At 47.7% G+C, this 22,475-nt stretch carries 15 protein-coding genes; 8 read left to right on the top strand and 7 right to left on the bottom strand.

All coding sequences use genetic code 11. The features are described from left to right. Positions 1-12 precede the first annotated feature (12 nt). The 3 genes from CHH60_RS13430 to CHH60_RS13420 all read right to left on the bottom strand — a co-directional run bounded on the left by CHH60_RS13430 (position 13) and on the right by CHH60_RS13420 (position 4,829). Positions 13-1,341, bottom strand: coding sequence for an MFS transporter (locus CHH60_RS13430; RefSeq protein ID WP_255247915.1), 1,329 nt, complete (start codon positions 1,339-1,341; stop codon positions 13-15). Positions 1,342-1,599: 258 nt separating this feature from the next. Further along, complete coding sequence (locus tag CHH60_RS13425; protein ID WP_095359608.1) at positions 1,600-4,251, bottom strand: cation-translocating P-type ATPase; 2,652 nt, start codon at positions 4,249-4,251, stop codon at positions 1,600-1,602. A 206-nt stretch (positions 4,252-4,457) separates the two neighbouring features. Continuing rightward, complete coding sequence (locus CHH60_RS13420) at positions 4,458-4,829, bottom strand: hypothetical protein (RefSeq protein ID WP_095359607.1); 372 nt, start codon at positions 4,827-4,829, stop codon at positions 4,458-4,460. A gap of 242 nt (positions 4,830-5,071) precedes the next feature. Here CHH60_RS13420 and hcp point away from each other — a divergent pair, with 242 nt between their 5' ends. The 3 genes from hcp to CHH60_RS13405 all read left to right on the top strand — a co-directional run bounded on the left by hcp (position 5,072) and on the right by CHH60_RS13405 (position 8,959). Next, a complete protein-coding gene (gene hcp / locus CHH60_RS13415; RefSeq protein WP_095359606.1) occupies positions 5,072-6,364 on the top strand; it encodes a hydroxylamine reductase in 1,293 nt (430 codons plus the stop codon). Positions 6,365-6,590: 226 nt separating this feature from the next. Further along, positions 6,591-7,982, top strand: coding sequence for a PTS transporter subunit EIIC (locus tag CHH60_RS13410; RefSeq protein WP_095359605.1), 1,392 nt, complete (start codon positions 6,591-6,593; stop codon positions 7,980-7,982). 215 nt (positions 7,983-8,197) lie between these two features. Beyond that, positions 8,198-8,959, top strand: a complete 762-nt coding sequence (locus tag CHH60_RS13405; RefSeq protein WP_255247914.1) for a collagen-like protein — start codon at positions 8,198-8,200, stop codon at positions 8,957-8,959. A gap of 469 nt (positions 8,960-9,428) precedes the next feature. Here the strand turns inward: CHH60_RS13405 and uppS are convergent, their stop codons facing one another. Continuing rightward, the gene (gene uppS / locus CHH60_RS13400; protein ID WP_095359603.1) at positions 9,429-10,178 is read right to left on the bottom strand and encodes a polyprenyl diphosphate synthase; all 750 of its coding nucleotides are present in this window, start codon (positions 10,176-10,178) and stop codon (positions 9,429-9,431) included. A 155-nt stretch (positions 10,179-10,333) separates the two neighbouring features. Between uppS and CHH60_RS13395 the strand changes: the two genes are divergently transcribed. The 4 genes from CHH60_RS13395 (at position 10,334) to CHH60_RS13380 (ending at position 15,104) form a co-directional block, all read left to right on the top strand. After that, positions 10,334-10,978 carry a hypothetical protein gene (locus tag CHH60_RS13395; protein ID WP_095359602.1) on the top strand — a complete coding sequence of 215 codons (645 nt, stop codon included), beginning with the start codon at positions 10,334-10,336 and terminating at the stop codon, positions 10,976-10,978. Positions 10,979-11,203: 225 nt separating this feature from the next. Further along, complete coding sequence (locus CHH60_RS13390; RefSeq protein WP_095359601.1) at positions 11,204-11,746, top strand: CueP family metal-binding protein; 543 nt, start codon at positions 11,204-11,206, stop codon at positions 11,744-11,746. 293 nt (positions 11,747-12,039) lie between these two features. After that, complete coding sequence (locus tag CHH60_RS13385) at positions 12,040-13,056, top strand: ABC transporter substrate-binding protein (RefSeq protein ID WP_095359600.1); 1,017 nt, start codon at positions 12,040-12,042, stop codon at positions 13,054-13,056. Next, entirely contained in the window at positions 13,053-15,104 is a 2,052-nt protein-coding gene (locus CHH60_RS13380; RefSeq protein WP_095359599.1) for an iron ABC transporter permease, read from the top strand. The genes CHH60_RS13385 and CHH60_RS13380 overlap by 4 nt, the downstream gene beginning before the upstream one ends. A 101-nt stretch (positions 15,105-15,205) precedes the next feature. Here the strand turns inward: CHH60_RS13380 and CHH60_RS13375 are convergent, their stop codons facing one another. Both CHH60_RS13375 and CHH60_RS13370 read right to left on the bottom strand, forming a co-directional pair. After that, positions 15,206-17,278, bottom strand: a complete 2,073-nt coding sequence (locus CHH60_RS13375) for a methyl-accepting chemotaxis protein (protein ID WP_095359598.1) — start codon at positions 17,276-17,278, stop codon at positions 15,206-15,208. Between the two features lie 163 nt (positions 17,279-17,441). Then, positions 17,442-18,614: an aminotransferase class I/II-fold pyridoxal phosphate-dependent enzyme gene (locus CHH60_RS13370; RefSeq protein ID WP_095359597.1), complete on the bottom strand. Its 1,173-nt coding sequence runs from the start codon at positions 18,612-18,614 to the stop codon at positions 17,442-17,444. A gap of 165 nt (positions 18,615-18,779) precedes the next feature. Here CHH60_RS13370 and CHH60_RS13365 point away from each other — a divergent pair, with 165 nt between their 5' ends. Next, positions 18,780-19,805, top strand: a complete 1,026-nt coding sequence (locus CHH60_RS13365; RefSeq protein ID WP_095359596.1) for a hypothetical protein — start codon at positions 18,780-18,782, stop codon at positions 19,803-19,805. A 78-nt stretch (positions 19,806-19,883) separates the two neighbouring features. On the opposite strand, the gene CHH60_RS13360 is transcribed toward CHH60_RS13365, so the two are convergent. Further along, complete coding sequence (locus tag CHH60_RS13360) at positions 19,884-22,169, bottom strand: helix-turn-helix transcriptional regulator (protein WP_095359595.1); 2,286 nt, start codon at positions 22,167-22,169, stop codon at positions 19,884-19,886. Positions 22,170-22,475 lie beyond the last annotated feature (306 nt).

The raw sequence follows: 22,475 nt of genomic DNA, 5'->3' as shown, positions 1-22,475 counted from the left end.
TAAAGCATTCCATTATTTAGCCGTACTATTCTGACTCTGTACAACTCCGGATTGAGAGGCTCTGTGATGCCACACCACGATAACAAGCGAGACAAGACAGATGAAGAGCAGACATCCATAAACAACGTGATAGGCTTTCTCTACCGAAACGCCCGGAATGCTGTGTAACAGCAGTCCGCAGACCGCCACAGACATCGAACCACCGAAAAATTGAATCAGCTGAAGCATGCCCATACCTGCTCCGATCTGCGTCTTGGGCAGAATGCGGGACGTTTCGTTATTCAGTGAAGCCATGGAGGCGGAGAGTGCGGGCGAGAAAAAGAGATAGCCTGCGGTAATAATAAAGGCGGACTGATTCAGTCCGAGCATAAACAGGGCAAGTACAGCTGCAAGCAGCACATGTCCAATCATTAGAAAGCGCATGTTGCCGTAACGATCGATCCAGCGTCCTACAAAACGGGTGCAAAAGGCCGCGACAATGGCTCCCGGAGCAATGAGCAAACCAATCGTGAGCGATGAACGCCCGAACAGGTCGGCAAGGACAAGCGGCATTAAAAACAGATTACCCAGATTAACGACCAAAATGCAGAAGCCAATGAGAATCAAACGTGTATATCCTGGCGTTCGGAATACATCCGGATTGACAAACGGAAGGCTTGCTTGGCGGATGTACCAAATATGAGCCACCAGAGACAGAACACCGATGGCAAACCAGATCCAGGACTGCTGGGTAATCGCGACCAGAAGCGTGATGGCGTTAATGACCGTTAACACTGCCCCGATCATATCGAAAGGGTTGTCTGGGCTTGGTGTTTCACGCGGCAGGAAGTAGAGCAATACAGGTAGTGCAAGCAGGACCAGCACAGTTATTGCAAAAAGACCATTCCATCCCCAGTATTCGCTAATGAGTCCGCCCACAATGGGACCCAGCCCAAAAGCCATGGCACTGCCTGAAGAGATGAGGGCAATGGCGGCTCCGCGGCGTTCCAGCGGAATGTAGCGGCTGGCAATCACAAGACCCAGCCCGGCCATAACCCCTGCACCTGCGGATTGCAGAATGCGCGTCAGCAGCAGGACGGCGAAGCTATGTGCGAATAATCCAAGTAACGAAGATAAGCCCAGAATCAGCAATCCGATCGTTAGCAGTTTGCGCACCGGGACCCGATCGGATAGCCGGCTGAAAATGACGGTCGATAATGCGTAACCAATAGAATAGCTGGAGATGACCCATGAGCCCAGGTCAGATGTAATTTGGAGATCGTTAATAATAACGGGTAAGGATACATTAAACATGGTGGTGTTCATCACAACAATGAACAGACAGCATGTCCAGAGAGGCATTACAATTTTATCTTTCACATTACCATTCCTGTCTATGATTGAGTCAACCTATATTGAAAATCAATAAATCATTTTACGCCCAATCTGCATATATGGCAATAATGTCATAAAAACTTATATGGCTTCGCATCGGTAAGAAATGAGATGAACCAGATTGAATCAAACAAAAAACATAGGAAATGCCTTGTGTTGAAAAGGTTGATTCCCGGCAGCAAAAAGACGCCCGTCTGAGGGCGCCTTGAAGGGGTGAAGTATTTCTTATGCTGGACTGACCGCTCTGCCACGGTTGCGAATCCACTTGATGACATCCATCAGAATGACGGCAAGCAGGGCAAGGCCGCCTGCAATCAGGAACTCGTTCCAACCAAACGCATCCGGAATGGCGAAGATGCTGCGTACACCTGGAATCAAGGTGATTCCGTAAAGACAGAGACATACCAGAATGGAGCCAAGGACAAGCTTATTTGACGTGAAGCCCACCTGGAAGATGGTTTGTGTGTTGGAACGGGCTGCAAATGTTTGCAGACTCCGTGCCAGAATCAGGGTCGTAAAGGCCATCGCCACGCTCATTTCTTCAGAGATGCCAAGCCCGATATACTGGGACACAATAACAGCTGCACCGATCAATACACCACGTGTAATCACGGCTTGAAGCGTACCGCCGGCAAAGATGCCTTCATTAATATCACGCGGTTTGCGCCGCATCACATCAGGTTCAGCTTTTTCCGTCCCCAGTGCAATGGCAGGCAGGGAGTCATTCACCAGGTTGATGAAGAGAAGCTGCAGGGCCGTAAACGGGTTCACCCATCCAACGATAAGAGCGAACAATATGGCGATAATGGCCCCAAGGTTACCCGCAAACAGGTAAGCAATGGCTTTTTTGATATTATCAAATACCATACGTCCGACACTCACTGCATTCACGATGGATACAAAGTTATCATCGGTCAAAATCATGGCAGCCGCATCCTTGGCAACATCCGTACCGCTGCCCATGGCTACACCGATGTCGGCTTGTTTCAAAGCTGGAGCATCATTGACGCCGTCTCCAGTCATGGCTGCAATTTTGCCTTTGCGCTGCCATGCGCGCACAATGCGGATTTTGTTTTCAGGGGATACCCGTGCATAGACCGAAATATGTTCAAGCTGGCGATCCAGTTCTTCATCCGACATTTTGTCCAGCTCAGCGCCAGTGATGGCGAGGTCATCCGGGCCAGCAAGTCCAATATCCCGTCCAATGGCCTGAGCTGTCGTTTTGTGGTCGCCTGTGATCATGATTGTGCGGATACCCGCCTTCATGGACTCTTCAATGGAGCCGTACACGGCTTCACGCGGTGGATCAATCATGGCTGTCAGTCCAACAAGCGTCAGATCATATTCGTCTTCAGGTGTAACCTGCGTTTTGTCATCGAATTTCTTGTAAGCATAAGCCAGTACACGGAAGGCACGTTTGGAGAAAGCTTCGTTTTTCTCCTCGAATTGTGTGCGAATCTCAGCGGTAAGCGGCTGAACCTCCCCGTTCATGAACACATGAGTACACCTGCTGAATAGCACATCCGGACCACCTTTGGTTAATAAGGCCGTCTGTCCTTCGAAGGTATGTACGGTGCTCATCAGTTTCCGATCCGAGTCAAAAGGAAGCTCTGCTTCCCGCGGGAACTGGTCCCGAATTTCGTTATAGTCCTTGTTCACACGGTTACTGAAGGCAATGAGGGCTACCTCTGTGGGATCACCCAGCTCCTTGCCCTCCTGGTTAATATTCGAATCATTGCAGAGTACTGCAATATGTAACAAGCGTCGTTCCTCTTCAGACCACTGATCGGGATCGTCCGGGAATTCCTCTTTGGTGCCATGAGGGATGTAGTAATCTACAACCGTCATCTTGTTTTGGGTAAGCGTGCCTGTCTTATCTGTACAGATAATGCTGGCTGAACCGAGCGCTTCCACGGCAGGGAGACGGCGAATGATCGCATGCTGCTTGGCCATCTTATTTGTTCCCAGCGACAATACAATCGTCACGATGGAAGAGAGTGCTTCAGGAATGGCGGCGACGGCGACAGCAACGGCAAACATCAATGCATTGATAATTGAAGGACCCAGATTGTCCGTGCCTTCGGTTAACCAGACACGCCCTGCCTCGATGGCGAATATAAGAATGGACAGTCCCAGAATGAAAAAGCCCAGTTTTTTGCTGAAGGCTTCCAATTTGCGCTGCAGCGGAGTTTCTTTGGCTTCAGCATTTTCAATCAATTCGGCAATCTTGCCGATCTCGGTTTTTAACGCAGTTCCGGTAATCACCAGCGTGCCGCGGCCGTATACGACCAGCGAGCCGCTGAAGGCCATATTGCGCCGATCTCCGATCGGTGCCTCTTCCGGGATGGCATCTGCATGTTTCTCTGCTGCTTCTGATTCTCCGGTCAGCATGCCCTCATTGATTCTCAGACTACCGGATTCCAAAATGCGACCGTCTGCCGGCACATAATCTCCCGCATCCAATAAAACGATATCGCCGGGGACGAGTTCCCTGGCTGGAATGGTTTTTTTCTCACCATCACGGATAACTTTGGCCTCAGGAGCAGACATTTGTCTTAGGGCATCAAGGGAGCTTTCCGCTTTTTTGGTCTGCACGACACTAATTACGGCATTCAGCAGGATAACCAAAAAGATAATCAGGGATTCAATAAGATGTCCGAGCACAACCTGTACACCTGCCGCAATGAGCAGCACGATGACCATGGGGTCTTTGAAATTTTCAAGAAACAGTTTCCAGACAGGTGTTGCATTTTTGCCTTTTAACTCATTATATCCTTCTGTCTCAAGTCTTTTTGCAGCTTCGGAGCCCGTAAGCCCTTTGGGGGAACTATCCAAGTCTTGAAGTGTCTCCTCAGCACTGTGTCTATAATGTTGCAATTGACCAGCTCCTTGATTAAATGGATTTCTTCTGTGTATTACCCTTACGAGCAAAATATAGAATCGTTTCATTTCCAACTTTTTTATGTTCACAGTATTTTTCATAAGCAGCCAAGATATGCCTCTTGTCCAATTTATTTATTTGCAGTGATGCACGGTTACGTGCACCACTGCACTGGTATTAAGGCACCAGCGAAAAGGACAGGTCAGATTAAGCGGTAACCGGGAGGTAACTCTCCGGTTCTTCTGATCTCGCGGATCTGTGCCAGGGTTAGGCGCTGATTGGATGCGATAAGGGATTCTACATCTCCTCTGCGCAAAAAGTCATCCAGCTCGCGAATGCTGCGATTTCCCCGCAGTACAACAAAATTGTCACGGAAGCGTGAACGATTAAACAAGACGAGTGTGGCGTTTGGATTGGTGGAAAAAAATCGCAAACTCTCAATTCCAGTCAGAATGGCATCGACATCGGAAATGCCGAGATTGCCACGATAGACTCTTCGGCGGCCCCTGAAGTTTTCTTCACTGAACACCGTCAAGCGAGGATACGTTTGAGAAATGGAAACGGGTTTAGCCATTTGAACTCCTCCTTTTTTATAGACCTGCCGCCGGGGGCAGCATGGACTACGCAATAAAGTATGCGAAGGAGCTAATGAAAGATTGGATGATAGTCTTGGAGAGAGAATAATAGGTTATTAACTTGTAATTTTGACTATAAGGTGTCGAATGGTAAACTGTGTCCGCCATCACACTTGGTCCCCTGAGGGTTTGTTACGCTGTTACCAGTGAATGAAATCGAATCACGTTGGAGGGAACAGACATGTTTTGTTATCAGTGTGAGCAGACACCGAGTGGTGGATGTACGGTAGTTGGGGTCTGTGGCAAAAATGAAACGATAGCCAGTCTGCAGGATACCATGATTTTTGCGTTGAAAGGCATAGCGGCTTATGCGACACATGCTCGGCAGCTGGGGTATCATGATCCGGAAGTGGATCGGATTACACATGAAGCCCTGTATATGACGTTGACCAATTCCAATTTCAATGTGCAGGAACATCTTGATATGGCCATGCAAGTAGGAAACGCGGCGATCCGAATCATGGACGTGCTGGATCGTGCGCACACGGAGAGATTCGGCATTCCGCAGCCGATCACCGTTTCGCAGAATCAGATTGAGGGACAATGCATTGTTGTGACCGGCCATAACTTGTATGCGCTGGAAGGGCTCCTTCGCCAGACCGAAGGGAAAGGCATCAACATTTATACACATTCCGAGATGCTGCCTGCTCACGGGTACCCGGCACTTAAAAAATATGCCCATCTGAAAGGCAATATCGGCAAAGCCTGGTACGATCAGCGCAGATTATTTGAACAGTTTCCGGGTGCCATCCTTGCGACCACAAACTGTGTTATGCCTATCAAAGGTACATATGCCGACCGATTCTTTTCTTATGAAGTCGCGGGTCTCGAGGGTGTAGTCAAAATTATAAATGATGACTTCACCCCTCTCATTGAACGCGCACTCTCCCTGCCGGCAGCAGACATTAAGTCTGAGCAGGTACTAACAACAGGATACCATCATGAGACGGTAATCGGACTCGCTCCAGAGATTATTCAGGCAGTCAAAGATGGTCATATCCGTCGTTTCTTCGTCATTGCAGGCTGTGATGCACCTGGAAAAGGTGGAAACTATTATCGCGAGCTGGCCACTTCATTGCCTAACGATACCGTAATTCTAACCACATCATGCGGTAAATTCCGCTTCAATGATGTAGATTACGGTACGGTCGGGGATACAGGTATTCCCCGTTATATCGATTTGGGGCAGTGCAACAACTCCGGTTCAACCGTGAAGATTGCAATGGCTCTTGCGGACGCTTTTGGCTGTTCGGTCAATGAGCTGCCAGTCAGCATTGTCCTGTCCTGGTTTGAGCAAAAAGCGGTGGCGATCCTGCTGGGGCTGTTCAGTTTGGGTATTCAGGACATTCGAATTGGACCCAAACCCCCAGAATTTATCTCGGCTGGAGTATTGGATGTGCTTGTTGACATGTTTGGCTTGAAGCTGATCACAACAGCAGAGGAAGATATGAACGCCATGCTGTCGTTGTCATAGGGTGCCAAAAATTGAATCAATCATAGAAGATTTTGGAAGAGCCTGCGGAAGCAGGCTTTTTGCTGTCTTAAGGTGAGGTTTAGGTCCATGTACCCTGCTTGATTAGTAATGAAATGAAAGGGAAATTAGTTTTAATATCCTATTGAAGTTTGATCATGGAAATGGGTATATAGATAAGGGCACATCATAAAACTCGGGTTTACCGCAGCATAAGGAGAAGGTACATATGAATGACAGGCAATTCGAAGAGATCTTGAAACTTGCAGGTGGACAGGGGAATATAAGGCAGGTCAAGCGGGAAGAGCAATCGACAATACTTATGTTGGAGGATCACAGCAAAGTTGATATGTCAGCGCTTGATGCAGCCGATCTTGAAGCAACAATTCGGATAACAGGTGCAGAATGTTTCTTGGTGATTAGAGATGAATCCTCCTCTTATTACCGTCTGTTAAGGGACATGGGTACGCCAGAGAGCATGCGCGATCATCCCGAACGGAAAGAGAGGCATACATACCGCAAATCGTTTTCAATATTAGAACTTATATCTGATGTGTTTAGGCCCATAATGCCTGCTATTTTGGGAGCAGCGGTCTTCAAGATTGTGCTTGCAGTCATAACGCTGATTAGTACGTACGGTTTTTCGGAACCGTCATCCTTCCTACAGAGTCAGACATTTATGATATTGAAATCCATTGGGGAGAGCGCCTTTTATCTGCTGCCGATACTGACAGCCATCAGTACTGCCCGGCAGTTAAAGAGTAATATCTACGTTGCAGCAGCTATCGGCGGATTGATGTTTTACCCACAAATGAGTTATTTACTGTCAGGTCAGGAAGAAGTTCATTTTATGGGTGTGCCGATGGTGTCGCAGGCAGCCTTTTTCTCAGCGACCCTCTGGATGATTCTGACGATCTCTGCGGCGTCCTATGTAGAAAAGGCAGTTGAACGATTCAGTCCCAAGATGCTGCAGGGCATTCTGGCTCCGGCATTAACGCTTGGAATTGTGGTCCCGCTGGTTCTGCTGTTGCTGGGTCCACTAGGTTCGTGGATTGACAAGCGGATGCCCGCTGGTGTTGATTCCTTGCTCATGGATGCGCCTGTCGTGGCTGTGATGCTGCTGGGAGCAGCATTTGCAGTCATGCTGTTTGCCGGATTGCATTATTGGCTTGTTCCGCTAATGCTTAATGAACTGATGACCAACGGATTCTCCGTAATCATTCCTGCAATGTTTGTTGCCTTTACTGCTCAGGCGGGAGCTGCACTGGCTGCAGGTCTGCGCAGCAGACAGCCCGGGTTCAGAAAGCTCGCATTCTGGGCGACAGGAACGGCTCTATTGGGCGTTCCGGAGCCTGCGATCTATGCCGTCAACATGAGAAGAATGGCTTCTTTTGGTGCAGCACTAATTGGTGGAGCTGTGGGCGGACTCTATTTTGGCATCGTGTCCGTAAAATCCTTTGCTTTAAGCGAATCAGCAAGCCTGTTGGGAATGCCGTCATTTATGGAGGATGGCACACTGAACTTGCTGCATACCTGCATTGGTCTGCTCTTAGCCTTTGCCGTCTCAGGTGCACTCACATACTGGCTTGCGGGTAGAACATCACATACCAAACATGTGTAACGTATAGAAATTTAATATGCTTTGCATTGTAATCGTGGCTGCTTGGTAAGACGCTTTTCAATATGTAATAGAAGCTTAGCGTCTAAATATTGCTCCATGAGATAGACAACTTTCCTCATAATGGGCCCTGTAATTTTCTGAATTATGGTTAGTTGTCTACGCCCCCAGTGATTACTGCACATAGTATGTGGAGAAATATCACGGAGGTGAGTTCATTGATCAATCATCATGGGAAACGGATTTGTAGACGTAAATTCAAAAAACATGTACATTGCGGTGTGAAAGTTAAGGTTGTGAAGGTTAAACCTAAGGTTATTGTTAATGCACCACAAGGCGTACCAGGGATTCCGGGCCCAATAGGACCGATAGGTCCCAAAGGGGCCACTGGTGCTCAAGGGATACCGGGGCCAGTCGGATTACAAGGAATCCCTGGTATACAAGGACCCGTGGGTCCGGCGGGTGCGGTCGGAGCAGTGGGCCCAGCAGGCCCCGTAGGCCCGGTTGGCCCAGCTGGTCCTGTCGGCCCTGCAGGCGCAACTGGAGCAACAGGTCCTGCCGGTCCAACGGGGGCTGGAATCTCCGATTTCCTGAGTGTTTTCCGGGCTGATCCCGGCACAGGTACGGACACCGTTCCAGGAAACTCGCCAATTACGTTGACTGGTGTTTTGGCTAATGTGGGTGGTGCTTTTACCTTCGTGCCACCATCTTCAACGATAACCATCAATGAAACAGGAAGTTACTTTATCTCTTTCTCCATTCATAATCAGGGCGATGCCGATTTCAACCTCACAGTGAATGGGACGCCCATCACACCTGTGCCTTTCACAGGTGATGGAGGAGGTCCCATATCTGCTGAAGTTATCGTTACGGTGACAACAGTTCCGACAACGATCCAACTGGTCAATGCGAATGCAACTCCTGCACAGTTGCATAACAATCTGAATACCACGGTGACTATTCTGAAACTGACTCCTTAATGTCGATTCACAATATAGTCTATGTCAGCATAAAAATTAAAGTATATGCCTTTTGTCCAGTCCATAAGTCTATTTATTGAGAAGATTGTATGGATGGCTAGGGGCTCAGGAGCGGCGGGATGCTGTTATTCAATAGACATGACCGCTGCTCTTTTCCTTTTCGTAGCCGAGACCTAAGTGAGGGAATGGACTCTAAATTGGGAGAATTGTTATTGAAGGGGATTTCTTAATAAACCTCAGATCCTGTAATTGGTGTATGAGAGACAAGCTCAATGGGGCTTGAACAACTGATACAAAGACATCCATTGGTCAGCCTACGGAAGGAAAACAGTGATCAGGTTCGAACAAAATCGTGTTGTAAGATATCATAGTATATGGTGCAGAGTTTGGAATGTTACGGTACATAGGGCTAGAGAGCGAATGCTTCATTGATTTTATAATCGCCGGGAATGGATGAACCCTCGCGACATTAAACCTCTAATGCTCGCAACTTGCGCTGTTGATAATCAAGCATGGCTTCGTATAACAATTGCTCATTAAAGTCGGGCCACATGACATCCGTAAACCACAGCTCAGCGTAGGCAACCTGCCATAATAAAAAGTTGCTCAGTCGTTTCTCACCGCTTGTGCGAATCAATAGATCCGGTGCCGGATTTTGCCCGGTATAGAGAAACTTCTCGAGGTCCTGTTCAGAGATGTCCGGTACGTTTTTGTTTTCTTCAATACATAATTTAACGGCTTGGACAATATCGCTTTTCCCACCATAGTTCATGGCGAAGTATACATTCATCCCGCTATTGGCCTCGGTCAGCTCAACTACCTTGCGCATGGCCTCCTGTGTTTCAAAGGGGAATCTGGATATATCACCAATGAAATTGATTTTAATGCCATGTTGATTCAGTTCCTGAACGGTAGTATCTTGTACAAATTCGACGACCAGGCTAATGATATAATCGACTTCTTCTTTTGGTCTTTTCCAATTTTCCGTGGAAAATGCATAAAGGGTGAGAGAGGCGATCCCGTTTCGGTGGCACATACCTATCGTTTCACGCATCGTCTGCATTCCGGCATAATGGCCGGCACTTCTCGGGAGCCCTCTTCTCGTGGCCCAGCGTCCATTTCCGTCCATCATCATTGCAATATGTTTAGGGAGGTTACCGTTCCAGTCTATCTTATTCCTGATATCATGATCTGCCTTATGTACACGGAGCCATTTCAATGTATATTCCTCCTACATCGTCTGCTTGGAGAACAATTCTGTCTGGGCTAATGAGTAATAAGTCTGTTGTCCACCAAGGTTTCCAGAATTTATAATTATTATATAGGAATGGATTGGAAGTTCAAACGAAAATCGTAAGAAAGGAACGTGCCCGTATGTCCGCATGGACTGATCTTTTTGAGAATAGAACACATTCGCTCGTTATGTATCCACATTCTATAGACGACTATTCATCGTCGAGTTGGATTGGGGGGAATGCACCTGCTTTTTTTGATGATAACGCCGCATTCGCATTTCTGCGTGAGCAGAATTATCTGTTTTATCTCAGTGTGACTCTTCCTGATACAAACTCTAAGGAACCTGTACTAGGCCAGGAGATGATCTCTGTATTTGTACCAGCAGAATATGAGAGATACCTTGAAAACAATATATATCCATCCTGTGATATCCAGGTGTTTCAGCATCCTGCTTCCCCTGAAAGTGCACTGGAGACCTACACCAATCCTGGATTGGTTAAGCACAGCCTAACCGAGTGGACAGGGGTTGAAGATGGAACTGTAACAGATGAGCCGTGCTTGGTCAGAATTGGAGGCACGCCGAGGTTCATTCAGCAGGAGGACAGTTACTTCACAGCTTTGCATCAGGACGGATACGACTTTTTCATCCAAATTGACGAAGAGGGGTATGCGGATGGGATGGTGGAAGAGTATCTCTTTGGTTATGGGGCATTGTACTTGTTCGCCAAATTTGATGACGGGAAATGGAGCGATCCCATTGCAGGTTTTTGGCAGTATTCGTAGTTTGGGATAAAGGGTTATAAATTTTTCGATCCCGGTCATATTAGGATGCGGAAGTAGACATGACATGCCCGTATCCAGTTATCTATGATATTGGTTACAAGAGAATGAATTCCATGACTTACAAGACAAATATGTGAATATCTGGTGACTTCGGTGTTGTATTCAGCACTGGCATGGAATTCTCCATTATAATAAACCAAAAACGAGCGGGGAGATGAGCTCCAGTTGAGAAAAGGAATACTTATTGCAGTCTTATTTATTACGGTCGTTGGCTTAGGAATATATCTTATCGCTGATAATATGCTAAAAAAAGAAGCAGGTCCTCCTGAATCAACCAATGTTAAGGAATTGGTATACGATATCAGTACGGGCAAAGTCGAAACAAAATCGGCCTCCATTAATGCTACCCAGTTGGTCGTCACCGGCAAGGATGATCAAACGAAAACCTATAATCTGCCTGAAGAGGAGTTTTTCCTTTCGATTGCGCCGTACATCGAGCAGACTCATCCATGTGCCGTTCATAGCTTGACTGGTTGTCAGGGGGAAATGAAGAACAAAGAGTTCCTGGTCACGATTCATGACTCTGAAGGTAATACGTTTATGAAAGAAGAACCGATAAAAACAGGAAAGAATGGCTTTATGGACTTGTGGGTACCGAGAAACAGAACATACTTGATTCGTATTGTACATGACGGGAAGGTCGCAGAATCCCAGCTTTCCACATATGAGCAGGACAATACCTGCATTACTACATTGGAACTGAACTAACATTCGCATTCCGTTACTATTGGGGTACGATTATACACGATGGAAGGCGTGCACCGTAGTTGAATAATACTGCAAATCTGGCAGGTCATGATGCTGGTTGAGAAGAGTCCATGGGTAACCAAGGGCTCTTTTTCTTCTTTTTATTCTCATAAATAGGCACAATAGCAGAATCTATAGTCAGCCGCGTTATCGCTTTTTTATTGACAAAATGTGATTTCTGTCGCATAATCCAATATGTGATAATGATAATTATTATCAGAGATAATACATATAAACAGGGGAGATTACAGTACATGAAAAAAAGCTTGAACGGACTACTATTATTGTTGGTTTTTGCTCTTACATTAGCAGGATGCGGTTCTGCAAGCACTAGCTCGAACGGATCAGCTGCGGATGCAGGTGAAGGTAATGCTTCTGACAACACGCAGACGGAAGCGGCTTCCGGCCCGGTTACCGTTAAACATAAACGCGGAGAACTTACGCTGGACAAGCCGGCAGAGCGCGTGGTTACACTAGAATGGACATATACGGAAGATGTGGTTGCACTGGGCGTTCAGCCAGTAGGTAATGCGGACAACGCCAACTACAAAGTCTATGTCACTTCCGAAGCAGCCCTGGATGACAGCGTGACAGATATTGGTACACGGAGTGAGCCGAACCTGGAAGCTATTGCTGCATTGAAACCAGACCTCATCATTGCCAATGCAGATAACAATAATGCAGTCTACGATCAGCTTAATGCAATCGCACCAACGATGGAATTCGACCCTTATGATGGCGATGGCTATAACTATGACAAAATGACAGACATCTTCAATAACATTGCCATTGCTCTTGGCAAAGAGGACAAAGCGAAACAAGTACTGGATGAACTTGATCAACATTATGTAGAAGCCAAAGAGAAACTGGCTGCTGCAGGCAAAGAAGATTTCCACTTTGCTCTGACACAGGCTTTCACGTATCAAAATGCAGCTAGTCTGCGTATGTTCACGGACAACTCGGTCGTTATTGGTACATTGGACAAAATCGGTTTGGTAAACGACTGGCAGCCTGAAAAGCTCGAAGGCTATGGCTTCTCCACAGTAGGAATTGAATCCTTATCTGATGTGCAGGACAGTAACTTCATTTATATTACACAGCCGGATGATGACGTCTTTGGCACAGCTATGAAAGATAACTCGGTTTGGAACGGACTGAATTTTGTGAAGGAAAACCGCCTATATCAACTGGATAGCACAACATGGACATTTGGTGGACCCATTTCCTCCAAAGTGTTGGTTGACGGGGTTGTTGAGGCGATTACCAAATGAGTTCAGTTCAGGGAGCTAGGCCTGCTATGAACTGGCGCACAATAAGCATATATGGGGGCGGTCTAACCGCTCTCATCGTGCTTTTTTTTGTAAGTCTTTGTTATGGAGAGGCTTCCATTCCATTGAGTACGGTCTGGGATGCTCTTACAGGCAGACAGAACACATTGGAGCACAATATGATCTGGGATTTGCGTATGCCGCGTACGGTTATCGGCATTATCGCAGGCGGTGCGTTAGCTGTGGCCGGAGCGCTGCTGCAGACGATCACCCGTAATCCGCTGGCAGCGTCAGACACGCTGGGCATTAATGCAGGGGCCTACTTTATCGTCGTGCTGGGAGCTATTCTCTTTCCGGGTGTGCTCAGTCAGTCGCCTTTTCTGTTCGCAGCTCTTGGTGGTCTGATTGCGGCTTTCGCAGCTTATTTCATGGGCGGGGGACGACGATCAAGTCCGGTTCGACTTGCGTTGTCCGGTATGATCGTGTCGATGGTGCTTGGTTCATTTACTAGTGCGCTGCATATTTTCTTCTCCATGGAAACGCAAGGACTATTCCTATGGGGTTCAGGAACACTCGTCCAGAATGACTGGAGCGGTGTCACTTATGCTTGGCCCTGGGTTGTGGGCATAACCATTCTGGCACTAATATTGTCCAGACAGTGGGATATGCTGGAGCTGGATGAATCAACGGCGTCCTCTTTAGGGCAAAGGGTTGGACTGGCTCGTGCCGGTGGATTGATTATCGCGGTTTTGCTGGCTGCCGTGATTGTCAGTGTCATCGGACCAATTGGTTTCGTGGGTCTGGTTGCACCTCACCTGGTCCGATTGAGTGGAGTGCGCTCTAACCGATTACTGCTGCCCGGTGTGTTTATATGGGGGGCGGCTCTCCTGGTTGGCGCAGACGTGCTCGCCAAGATGGTACATAACTCCAGCATGGAGCTGCCGACAGGGGCTGTCATGGCGATTATTGGTGCACCATGGCTGATCTGGCTGGTGCTCACACGCATGAAAGCAGCGAACGGTTCAGGGATGTCCTCTTCCATGAGCACAGGTGCACCTTCACGCCGCTTCGCGTTTGGGCCAATGGCAGTATTGTTCTCGGTCGTAACTATAGCGCTTATATTGCTTAGTACCATGTTTGGTGGTTTGCGAATTCCGCTGGCGGATCTGCTGCCGAGTTTATTCCAATCGGATGGACTGTTCTCGGCGGTGATTCAGCTTCGAATTCCGCGTACGCTTGTTGCTGCAGGTGCTGGAGCTGCACTGGCGATCAGTGGTGTGCTCATTCAGATGGCCGTGCGTAATCCACTGGCGGATGCTTCCATCGTCGGTGTGTCCTCCGGGGCAGGGCTCGGAGCCATGATGGTCATTATTTTATGGCCGGGTCTTCCAATATATCTGCTGCCCATCGCAGCCATCATCGGAGCAGCTATTGCGGCAGTGGTTGTATTCTCCCTCTCCTGGAAGAAAGGGCTGAATCCGTCTGCGGTTGTACTGCTGGGGATCGCCATGTCGGCCATTGCTGGAGCAGGAATTCAGATCCTGATTGTTCGTGGCGCCGTATACGGCAGCAGCGGATATATCTGGCTGACAGGTAGTACCTATGCCCGTACATGGGATCAGGTGAAGGTTATCGGTTTATTCTTGGTTATTCTGGTTCCGCTAGCCTGGTGGCTCGCCCGTCGATTCGAACTGTTGGTATTCGACGACAACAGTGCATCAGGACTTGGACTGGGAGTGCGCCGAACAAGATTGCTCGCCATGACGACAGGGGTACTGCTGGCAGCAGGTGCTGTTGCTTGTGTAGGAACCGTCGGGTTCATCGGTCTGATTGCCCCGCATATGGTGCGGCTGCTGACAGGACATAAGTTAAGACGGTCCATGTTTTTATCCGCACTCGCGGGTGCAGTGATGCTGGTGCTCGCTGATACGATCGGCAGAACCGTCATAGCGCCGACAGAGATTCCATCCGGAATCCTTATTGCCCTGATTGGAACACCGTACTTCCTTTACCTAATGTACCGTTCCAACTGGCACAGACCAATGAAATAAAGCACATATTCTAAAGCGAAATAGGATTTGGAACGCTAGAAAGCCCGCTCACGCAGCGGGCTTTTATTGTTTGTTTATTGTTCATTGCGATCATGTGCGCACTATGATTTCTGATCAACCTGGAACTGGCTTAATTCTTCCTCAAGCTTGTTCGACAACTGACTCAATTGCTGGGATAATTCCGCAACCTGTTGGATACTGTCTAGTTGTTCCTGTGTGCTTGCACTGACCTCTTCGGTAGAGGCTGAATTTTCTTCGGTGGTGGAGGAGATAATTTCGAGTGCCTGGACAATCTCATCCTTGTGTTTATGGACACTGGAGGTGTTATTGCTGATCTGCAGCATGCGCAATCTCAATTCCTCCAGATCTTTATTGATGCTGTAGAACACCTGCTTGGTGCCCTCGACGGACTTGGCATTTTCCTCTGCAATCAGGAGGCCGTGGGCCGTGTGTTCTACGGATGTCTTCGTTTTATCTTCGATTTGACGAACCTTTTTGCTGATTTCCTCGGTTGCCATCGCAGTCTGCTCAGCCAGTTTGCGAACTTCTCCTGCGACCACGGCAAAACCTCGTCCCTGTTCTCCTGCACGTGCAGCTTCAATGGAAGCGTTGAGTGCTAGCAGGTTGGTTTGGGTTGCGATCTGATGGACGGTGTCCACGATACCGGAGATTTCATGACGGCTTAGATCAATATCATGGATAATGGTTGACATGGCCTGGGTTGAATGGTGGTTCTCTTCTGCCCATTTGGATAACTGATTCAACACTTCCAATCCTCGTTCGCTTTGTTCTGCGGAAGCTTGAACTTTGGTCTCCATCGTGTTGACATCACTTGAAATATCGTCGATTTGACCTGATAATGATCCGGTTTTTTGCAAAATGTTCTCGGATTCAATGGACTGATAATTGGTTGCATTGGCAATTTCGTTAATTGCTGTTGCCGTATCATTCATTGTTACGGCTGTCCGAGCGGAAATGGATTGCAGATCCTTGGAGGATTGGCCTAAAACTTGGGCAGTTGCCCCTACCATCTGAATCATGCTCTGAATTCTCTGTACCATGTTGAGCATACCTTGTGAGATTTGACCAATCTCGTTGCGGGATGCTGTATCAAACTGGACGGTCAGATCTCCTTGTTCCACAAGTTTGATTTTTTGGAGCAGTTTCGGAATGGATCTCAGTAGATATCGTAGGGTGATATAACTGATGAGCACAAGCACGATGGCGGCTACAGCAAACCCTATAATGGTGATCCACGTAAAGGCTTTTAATTCTTCGAGCACTTCATGCTCCGAAATGGTCAAACCTACAGACCATCCGGTATCTGCGCTGGTGGCATACCCGACATAACGGCCTTCACCGTTGTCATCAATCAGTTGGATTCCGGATTCACCGGCCATCATTTTCTTGCCGATCTCACCCAAATCTCCCGGACTTTCGTTAATCTTTTCCTTGAGCACCTTGGCCTGGTCAGGGTGATATAAAATGTCGCCGGTCTTGGAGGCCAGAATGGAGTAGCCTGTGCTTCCAAGTGAGTAGCTCTCCATAATGGAGGGAATATCCTTGAATGCAATATCTGCCGCCGCGAAACCGATCAACTCGTTGTTGTCATCCTTAATCGGATAAAATATGCCCATAAGGATATTACCTGTAGCAATATCGGCATAGGGTTCGGAGAAATATAAGCCATCGGCTTCAACAGCCGGTTTATAATACGGACGATCCTGAATCACAAATTCAGAGTCGGACGCTGCACCATCGTGTTGGAGCCAGAAACCTTTTCCATCTATGCCCGCAATCCAAGCATCTACAAAAGAAGGCTCTTCCTTCACTATGGCTGCAAGTGTAGCTTGGGTTTCGGCAGCATAAGGTGATGTTGTGGCAGTAGAAGCAGATTCGGTGCTTTGAATATACTGCCTGAATAAATTATTGGTGGACATCTGCTTAACCAGAGATCCTTTTTCCTTAAATAAAGCATCAAACTGGGCTACAATGGCCTGCGTTTTCGTTTGCAGCATCAATTCCTGCTGTTTAACAAGGATGCTTCGGGTGCTGGTAAATATAAATGTTCCCAGGACGGAAAAGACGACAACAATGATGGCCAACAACATGATAGACAGTGTATTGGCGATTCTTGATGTCCGTGTCCCTCTTTTTCTAAATAACTGTGCCATGCTGCCAACTCCCCAAGATTGATATTGAGCTGATCCGCTCTTATTTTTTATTTCGGTATTTCGATTCCGTTTCGATAGAGGATAGGGAAATACAGTACATCTCCGCATGACAGCATAAAAAAGCACCAGTTCCCTAATAGGAATTGGTGCTCTTTGCTGCAGATTAGTTTGAAATCAACAGGCCGCTGTGTTCCACAGCTTGCAGTGCCTGCTCCAGTTGTTCCCGATCCTGGACAAGCGCAAGACGGACATATCCTTCCCCTGAAGGACCAAAAGCACTACCAGGTGTCACGATAACGCCCGCCCGGCTGACCAGATCCATGGCGAATTGCTCGGAGTTGTCATAATGAGCTGGAATCCGCGTCCAGATAAACATGGTGGCATCGGGCTTTGCGATTTCCCATCCGAGTCTGCTGAATCCTTCGCAGAGAATGTCCCGACGTTCCTCATAGATGGCCCGTACCCGGTCTACGTCACTCTGATCACCGGTAATTGCGGCAATTGCTGCCTTCTGAATGGGAAGGAACATGCCGTAATCCATATTGGATTTCAGCTTTTTCAACATGGAGACGACGGCTGCATTACCTAAGCAAAATCCGATTCGAGCCCCAGCAAGCCCGTAGGTTTTGGACAGGGAATTGAATTCAATGCCGACATCCATGGCTCCAGGGAAGGCAAGAAAACTTCCACATGATTTCCCGTCAAACACAAGTTCACTATACGCATTGTCATGGAGGACAATGATATCATGTTTTTTGGCAAATGCGATCAGGTCCAGATAGAACTGCTCCGGTGCCATGGCTGTTGTTGGATTGTTAGGATAGGATACCAGCATGAATTTGGCTCTCTGCGCGATCTCTTCCGGGATCTCTTCCAGCTGAATGACATATTGATGTTCTTCCTTTTGCGGCATGTAGTACAGCTCAGCTCCCGCTAGAAGCGGCCCGTCCGCAAATACTGGATAGCAGGGATCCGGAACAAGAACAAGATCGCCTTCATCCACGATGGATAATGAGATATGTGCCAGGCCCTCTTGTGAGCCAAGCAGAGAGCAAACTTCGGTTTTGGGGTCCAGATTGACCTGATACCTGCGCTTGTACCACTCACTGACAGCCTTCAGCAGCTCACTCTGGTCATTGATGGCATAGGTGTAATTCTGCACATCAGCTGCCGCTTCACATAGAGCCTGGATAATATGTTGCGCTGGCGGGGTGTTGGGTGCGCCTACACTAAGATCAATGACGCCGAGCCCCTGTTCCAGACGTTGTCGCTTAATTTCAGATAATCGTGTAAATATTCCTTCATTAAAGTGGTTCATTCGTTTGGCAAATTGCATGCTGTGGTTCCTCCAGTCTGTTCAAACGCTTATTTCTATAATAGATGGGCGAGAGGCAAATGAGAAGAGACGTGGGTGAACTCTATCTATACAGGCTAAATTGCACTTCTCAAGGGGGGCTTCTTCATTTACAATTACAGGGAAAATAGAGGGAGGGGATCTGGAATGAGTGAACCTTGGACTGCATCCATGAGCGGGGTTCCCTGGAACGCAGCGAAAATGGATAATGCGGTAAAGCAGCTGCGGAATCGGGCTACCATTTCTTTTGTAGTCGGAGCAGACGTGATGGAAGATGTTGCGGAATTAGACAAACGAGTGTTTTCCAAACGGCCTGATCTGATCCTGAAGATTACGAATGTGGAGGAGAAGGGACAGTACACGGAAGAGTTTTTGAAGATCATTGCGGAATTAAAATATGTAAAGGCTTTGGAATTGGACCTGAAACAGAAACAGGATTTGAATGTACTTGGTGCGCTGCAGCGATTGGAGTTTCTGAATATACGGGCAGCCAAAACGCAAAATCTGGAGTTCATCCGACAGCACAAGCAGCTGCAGTATCTTTCTCTCAGCGGAAAATTTGATGAATTGGCTCCGATTGAGGACTGTATTCGGTTGAGCACATTGGTGTTAAACTGTACCATCGAGACACTGGATTTTGTCGTGGACCTGCCGTTCATCGAATATCTGGCCATTGATAATGGTGCCTTAAATGGTCCTCTGGATGTACTTGCTGACTCCAACATTCGTATGCTGAGACTGTCCTCTGTACGGAATCTGACTCATATTGATGAACTGAGCGCATTGCATCATCTGGAGTTTTTGCACCTGTCACTGCCCAAAGTCGAGCGGCTCTGCGATTTTTCAGGTATGAAGAACCTGCGACAGCTGGAATTGGATTTTATGAAATCACTACAGTATATAGACAACCTATGGACTACGGAGCACTTGGAGGTGCTGGTGCTGAAAGAAATACATAAGGGAATAAAGGCAGAAGCTTTCGAGCGTTTGACCGACATGCCAAGTCTGCGGCAGGTGGATTTTCGCTTCATTGATCAGGGCAAAGGCCGGATTGCAGCCATGCGCAAACACATGATTGATGCAGGAAAAGAACATCTTCTCTATGAGAATATTCCTGAAGAACAACGCATTTCCTCCACGGCTCTTGTGCACCTGTCCAAAATTCTCATGTGATATATAAGCAAACGCCCGCTTTCTGCGCGGGTGTTTGCTTATATAGGATCTAGAGGGTTTCTCCGCCCTCACACCTGGCTATCCATGATTCGAGGAGATGAACGGGTCATCACCCGCATGACGCTTGCGATACTCTCCCGGGGTCAGTCCGTATCGACGCTTAAACATGCGGATGAACGAGTTTACGTTCTGATAACCGACCTGCATGGCGATATCCTGAATTCGCAGATCCACATTTACCAGCAGTTCCTTGGCCCGCTCAACGCGAAGATTATTGAGATACTCGCTGAAGTTGATGTTGGTCTTTTCCTTGAAAATGCTGGAGAGATACCCTGGCGTGAGATTCAGCTTGTCGGCAACAAGATTCAGATTAATATCCTCGCCATAATGACGGTTCAGATAATCGAGCACAAAGCTGATAACGGGATCTTTCGTTTCCAATTGGCTGCTGATCGCGGAGAGAATCGGTTGAATCTGCGACTGAAGCCATGTCCTGTATTGCTCTATGGAATAAAATCCAGCAAGCGGATCACCAGAAGGAGAGGAGTGAAGTCCGCCTTCAATGCTTGTTAAATTCAGCTTCATCACCGTCTTACCGACCTGCTCCACTGCACCAAGAGCAAATGTCCGAAAATCCTCTGCGGCTGCGTCCTTGTGTCTCAGCTGATCCAGCTGGCGATCCAGCCAGGCAAACACAGCCTGCTCCTTGCCTGATTGCAGTAAATCATGCAGTTCCTCCCCGTAAGTCACCTTGACATGGAACGAGCTGGATGAAGAGGCTCGTGGCTCCACAATAATCTGGGTTTCTCCGTTTAGTCTTCGTTCCTTCAGCAGAGTGGACAGATTCCCATACGCATCGGTAAACGGGATATCCCCCGAGTATACTGGGCTTACCGCGATGGTCAGGTACAGGCATTCTTCAGCAGCAAGCAATTCCTTCAGCGTATCGAGCGCCTGCAGGATGCCGCTCTGCGGACCGGGATCGAATAGAAGCAGGAGTAATTGATCCTGTTCAGGCTGAAGTGCAACGCTGTTATTCGGATTGCTGGTGAACAGGCTCTGAATTAATTTCCACAATAGGAGAGTATGCTGTTCCAATTCATCAGGCCGGTCCTTGAAGCCAACCTTGAATAAAATGGCCACGTAGGGATGTTCGGGCTGCCGAACCTCCTCAAGATCTGCCAGATGGGAGCTGAGCGGGATGTTCTTGACTTTATGCGTATAAGCGAACTGCCGTACCAGAGAGTTCTTCTGCGCAAGATCGCTTTGAATGAATCGATTGCTCTCCAGAATGCTACTCAGACGGTCACCGATCATAGCGAATTCCTTCACTCTGCTCAACTTGTCTGTCCCGCTTCCGGAATTTCGGTCAAGAGCGGCAATAAGATGCTGCAGCGGCTGGTTTAACCTCAGACTGAACAGCAGGGAGGAGAGTACACTGATCAAAATGGCAGCGCCCAGCAGTACCGTAAGCAGCAGTTGCATGCCGCGCATCTCTGCCGCAATCACTGAGGCCTGGGTGACCCTCACATAGGTGAACCCGGTCTGCTTGCCTTTTTCATAGAAGTAATACTGATCTCCAATGCGTTCATGCCTGCTTCCCTCTATAGGCAGCGGAGGATTATGAAGTTCCTGTTCTGCGGTTGTGAACAATAAACGCCCCTCACTATCCATGATGTAGAACGGATTATGGCTGCCATCTCCATACGTATCCTGCATACGCTGCGGATTCAGCATCACAATTCCGTACACTTCCTCATAGGGGATGGCTTTCATCATAACAGGCATCAGCTCTCCCAGAGAGCGGGAAGAATGGACCGTTTTTTCCGTAAAAGCTGTTGCGGGCATCACCTTCAAGAACTGGTTGTTCATTGTTTGGGTTTTCCAGTAGTCCGGCGAATACGCTTCACTGTAATAATATTTGCCAAACATGTCGGCTGCGCTGCTAAGTCCCTCCTTCTCCAGCACATAGTCCTCCTGCTTGAAATAAAGAATGAAATTGTCGATATGCAAAAAAGGATTGGTATACAGGGTAGAGAGGTCGGCCTTCACTTCAGCGGGAATATCGTAACGACGATTGTCCTTAAGGCGGCTCAATATGCCCAAGTTGGCTGTCCAGGTATCCGATTGAGTGAGGGCCAGAATCATGTTCTGGGTCAGCTGGAAGTGATTCTCATATCCCTCGACGGTCTGTGCGAGGCCCAGCTCATTTTGCCTTACCATCTCCTGATAAACTTTGTTGCTCAGGTACAGATGGGAGAACAGATTAAATGAAGCCAAAATCAGGATGACACTGAGGAAGCTCAGCATTAGCTTAACAAACAGGCCGTTCAGCGCAAATCGGTTTGTAAGCAGTCCCTTCATTATGACATTCCCCCCTCGGATACGGCGCTGATCAATGGTCTAATCTAATCATAGCGGCATAAAGCTAACACAAACAATATACACTTTTACTGATTTATACGCAGATATCTGGAAAATAGCAGTAGAGGGAAATGTTATATAACATGTAGATAGCGCTTACCATAAAGGGTTTGTTATAATAAAGGGATAATTCCAGGATTTAGAGAGAAGTTATCTGACATAATAAAATCCTTTAACTATGCTTTTGTGTGGTCGTAATGAAGGATGCCTCGCTGACATCGTGCACAATAGCCTCATTTCCCAGCT

Origin of the sequence: Paenibacillus sp. 7523-1 (assembly GCF_002276415.1) — a bacterium.
Classification (GTDB): domain Bacteria; phylum Bacillota; class Bacilli; order Paenibacillales; family Paenibacillaceae; genus Paenibacillus; species Paenibacillus illinoisensis_A.
The sequence above is the reverse complement of the archived record's forward strand: the minus strand, read 5'-3'. Positions and strand labels throughout refer to the sequence as shown.